The 4,028-nt window shown below is 68.1% G+C and carries 5 protein-coding genes; 3 read left to right on the top strand and 2 right to left on the bottom strand.

All coding sequences use genetic code 11. The features are described 5' to 3' along the window. Together FJ251_14220 and FJ251_14215 are read right to left on the bottom strand one after the other, a co-directional pair. Window positions 1–398, bottom strand: a 398-nt coding sequence (locus tag FJ251_14220) for a hypothetical protein (GenBank protein ID MBM4118860.1), incomplete at its 3' end; no start/stop codon positions are given. A gap of 318 nt (window positions 399–716) precedes the next feature. Next, complete coding sequence (locus tag FJ251_14215) at window positions 717–1,496, bottom strand: hypothetical protein (GenBank protein MBM4118859.1); 780 nt, start codon at window positions 1,494–1,496, stop codon at window positions 717–719. Window positions 1,497–1,690: 194 nt separating this feature from the next. On the opposite strand from FJ251_14215, the gene FJ251_14210 reads away from it, so the two are divergent. From FJ251_14210 to FJ251_14200, 3 genes are all read left to right on the top strand, one after another. Further along, the gene (locus FJ251_14210) at window positions 1,691–2,929 is read left to right on the top strand and encodes a DUF418 domain-containing protein (GenBank protein MBM4118858.1); all 1,239 of its coding nucleotides are present in this window, start codon (window positions 1,691–1,693) and stop codon (window positions 2,927–2,929) included. Window positions 2,930–3,081: 152 nt separating this feature from the next. Then, on the top strand, window positions 3,082–3,729 hold the full coding sequence (locus FJ251_14205) for a hypothetical protein (GenBank protein ID MBM4118857.1): 648 nt from the start codon (window positions 3,082–3,084) through the stop codon (window positions 3,727–3,729). A 16-nt stretch (window positions 3,730–3,745) separates the two neighbouring features. Beyond that, a partial coding sequence (locus tag FJ251_14200) for a hypothetical protein (protein MBM4118856.1) occupies window positions 3,746–4,028 on the top strand: 283 nt, incomplete at its 3' end.

Raw genomic sequence — 4,028 nt, 5'->3', positions numbered from 1 at the left:
GGAAGAGGCCCGAGGGCGGGCCGGACGCGCTTGCAGCCAGCGGAGCGCAGGTTCTGCTGCTCGCAGCCAGCGCAAGCCGCGAGCGGCAAGGACGCGTGCTCCTCATAGCAGCCCGCGATGTCCTCCATGCGCTTCTGCCAAGCGTCCATGTCCTCGTTCGCATGGCTGCCGCGCCAGGACCTGACCATCTGCCAGAGGCGCATCAGCGCCTCGTGCTGCGGCAGCACATTGCTCAGAAGCAGCGCCGCGCGCGCGGGCGAGCGCTTGGTATCCAGGTCGAGGCGCGCCTCGCGGTCCTGCGCGGCCGCGAGGATCTTCTCAGCCAGCACACAGGCGTCGAGGAAGGCCTCCTCGTTGTGACACTCCCAGGCAATACGCAGCTGCTTGCGGGTGGGCATGACGAACCACCTCCTGCGTCAGGGGCGCAACGGCTTGGTGTGAGCACAGCAATCCCTCGCTTCACACGCCGTGGGCGCGTGAAGCAGGCCTCATTGATTCGGGCCTGGGATGGCTCCGTTTGGGATATGCAGCACCGTGCTCGACGACACGCCGCCTCCTGGAGGTGGTTGGGCAGGGTGATAACTCTAGCGCGGATCCGCGCTGGCGTCAACGCGGGCGTGTCGGATCATGGAGCGGTGGCCGGCGGAAGCCCGAGCGGCTTGTGGCTGACTGCAACCGCTTCAGTGGCACGGACGCGGATGCGCAGCCGCGACCGCTCAGCGAGGCAGGCGAAGACGCAGGCGAAGATCGTCCGCCGGCTCAACCGTCAACGAATCACAGACACCCTCCGCGAGCGGCCAGGTGCTGTCGACGATCTTCACGCCATGTTTAGCCTTGACGGTGATGCGCAGGCGATCGATCGGCCCTTCCCAGAGCGCGCCCGTACGCAGGACGTAAACAAAATCACGCAGATCGGCCTGTCCCGGCACCCGCGCGTAGGGTTGCATGTAGCGGACATGAAGCCGCACGGACAGCCACGGCCCCGGCATGTACAGCAAGAATCCCTGCTCCAGCACTGCCCACCTCGAGATGCCGAGGAGCTCGTACTGCTGCAGTGCCCAGGGAATCCCGAAACGGCGATCGAATTCCGCCCACGCATTCCCCGCAGGTGGACAAGGCACGGCGGCAGCGTCTTCGAGCATGAGTTCGAAGGAGTCTCGCTCCGGCCAATTGCGTTTATGGCCAAGGAAGTGCACACGCAGGGCGAACCGGAGCTGAATCGGATCCGGAAGGTCGCCCGGCAGCGGCCAGCCCCAGACGATGCGCCCCTTGTCCCATATCCGGTACGTCTCGGTCGAGACGAGGTGAAACCAGGCGTCGACCGTGGCCTGCCGCGTGTCGAGCGTTACGCTCACCACGTTCGCGACCAGACGGAAGCTGCCGGGTTCGTCCACCGCGCCGATGTCGCGGATCGGCTTCGGGCCGATATCGGCCGCGCAAGGAGCGGCAAGCAGCAATCCCCCGAACAGCGCAGCGCTCTTCGGTGTCCAGTGCATCGCAATCTCCTCATCGCCCGTTGGAGCCCGCCCGCGGGCTGAGCGTCCGACCCACACCGGAACGATACTGTTCATCGCTTCATGGAGCAACCAACACGGCACATCCGTCCCACTTGCGTGATAGTGCCGCTTGCCCCGCTCGCGCGGACTCGCTAGGCTGGCCAAACGGGGGGCTGGCGACAGGAGGGCTGCGGATGGAGAACTTGCTGGCACCCGTGCGCGAACCCGAGCGCATCGACTTCCTGGATGTCCTGCGCGGCTTCGCCGTCTGCGGCATCCTGGCGATGAACATCCAGAGCTTCGCCATGCCGGGCGCGGCCTACTTCAATCCCCTCGCCTACGGCGACTTCACCGGCGCTAACTATCTGGTCTGGCTGCTGGCCAATGCGCTGGCCAACCAGAAGTTCATGACGCTCTTCTCCATGCTCTTCGGCGCCGGCGTGCTCCTGATGTGCGACCGCGCGCGGGCCGCCGGACGCGGCGCCGCCGGCCTGCACTACCGGCGCATGGGCTGGCTGCTCCTCTTCGGCCTCGCGCACGCCTACCTGGTCTGGGCGGGCGACATCCTCGTCGACTACGCGCTCTGCGGACTGCTTGTCTTCGTGTTCCGCAAGGCGCGGCCCGGCTGGCTGCTGGCCAGCGGCCTGCTCTTCCTCCTCATCGGCTCCCTGATGATGCTGATGGCCGGCCTGACGGCCGGCACCTACTGGCCGCCCGAGCAGCTCGCCGCCTTCGAAGCGCGGATGCAGCCCTCGGCGGCCAAGCTCGCCGAGGAGCTAGCCGCCTACCGCGGCACCTGGCTCACGAGCTTTCGCGCCCGCGCCGCCGAGAGCGCCGAGATGCAGCTCACGGTGTTCCCCTTCTTCACCTTCTGGCGCGTCATGGGCGTCATGCTGCTGGGAATGACGCTCTACCGCTGGCGCGTGCTGACGGGCGAGGCGGCGGGGCGCGTCTACGGGTGGCTGATCGGGCTCGCGCTCCTCGTCGGCCTGCCCGCGACGATCTACGGCGCGCAGCGCCAGCTCGCCACGGGCTGGGACCCCATCCCCTCCTTCTTCCTGCACGCGCAGTGGGGCTACTGGGCGAGCCTGCTCGTCGCGCTGGGCTGGCTGGGTGCGCTGGTGCTCCTCGTGCGCGCCAGCTTGTGGAGCGGGCTCAGGCGGCGACTCGCGGCCTGCGGGCGCATGGCCTTCTCCTGCTACATCCTCACCAGCCTCATCTGCACGGCGCTCTTCTATGGCCACGGGCTGGGCCTCTTCGGGCGCGTATCGCGCCTTGGCCAGGCCGGCATCACCCTCGCCGTCTGGCTCTTTCTGCTGTGGCTCGCGCCCTTCTGGCTCGCCCGCTTCCGCTTCGGCCCGCTCGAGTGGCTCTGGCGCAGCCTGGCCTATCGCGCGCGGCAGCCCTGGCGGCGGCGGGCGGTCACAGGCTAGTCTGCCTGCGCCACGTCACGGCGAGCTCACAAGTTAGGGTTCAAGGCTTAATTGGAGCAAATTCAGCGTAAAGGCTCAATTCTTGCGATCTGCGCTAATTGAGCTAGGTAAATCAACTTGACGGAATTTAGCCCAGGAGCTTAACTGCGCAGATGAGCGGGCCGCGCTACATCGCCCTCATCGGCGACCTCGTTGCCACCCGGGACCTGAAGCCGGAGGCGCGGGGCCAGCTCCAGACCCGACTTGGCCGCCACTTCGCCGCCGTCAAAGCCGAGGCGCGCGCGGGCTTCGCCGCCTGGCCACTGGTCACCATCGGCGACGAGTTCCAGGCGCTCTTTCCTGCCCATGCCGAGGGCTGCCGCGCGCTGCTGACGCTCATCCCCGAGCTCCTGAACCTGGCCAGTCCCACGGCCATGCGCTTCGGACTCGGCCTCGGGACCCTCGGCACGGAGCTGCGCGAGGAGGCCCTGGGCATGGACGGCCCCTGCTTCCACCGCGCGCGCGCGGCGCTGGAGCGCGCCCGCGCGCTCGATCTGCCCTGCCAGCTCGACACGGAACAGGGCGACGCCATCCTCTGGAGCACGCTGGCTTCCTATGCGCTGCGCCAACGGATGGGCTGGACACCGGCGCAAGCCGAGGCGATCGCGCGCTTCGAAGGCGGGCGCTCCTGGAAGCAGGTCGCCGAGGCACTGCGGATCACCCCCAGCGCCGTCAGCTTGCGCCAGAAGGCCGCCGGCTGGAGCCTCTACGAGCGCGCATCGTCGGCGCTCGAGAAGGGTCTCCTGGAGCTGATCTCATGAGCGGGCAGGCAAAGGCATGACCGAGTGGATCCTGCTGACCGCCACGCTGGCCGGCGTCAACCTCGTGCGCCTCTGGCGGCATGGCCTGGCGCTCGCCGCCGTCGGACTGGCCGCGCTGGCCGTGCTGGCCCTCTTCGCGGTAGCCGCGCTGCAGCTCCTGTCGATGCAGGCGAACAACCCCGCCGCGGCAGGCATCTGGCCCTGGCCGGTGGCCCTCTTGCTGCTGGCTGATCCGACCACGCGCCTTCTGCGCTGGGGCCTGGAAGTGATGGGCAAGCCCTACCTGGAGACCGCGAAAA

The sequence above is a fragment of the bacterium genome (genome assembly GCA_016873475.1).
In the GTDB taxonomy this organism is placed as follows: Bacteria; Krumholzibacteriota; Krumholzibacteriia; order JACNKJ01; family JACNKJ01; genus VGXI01.
Note: the sequence above shows the minus strand (reverse complement) of the source record. Positions and strands in the feature narration are given on the sequence as shown.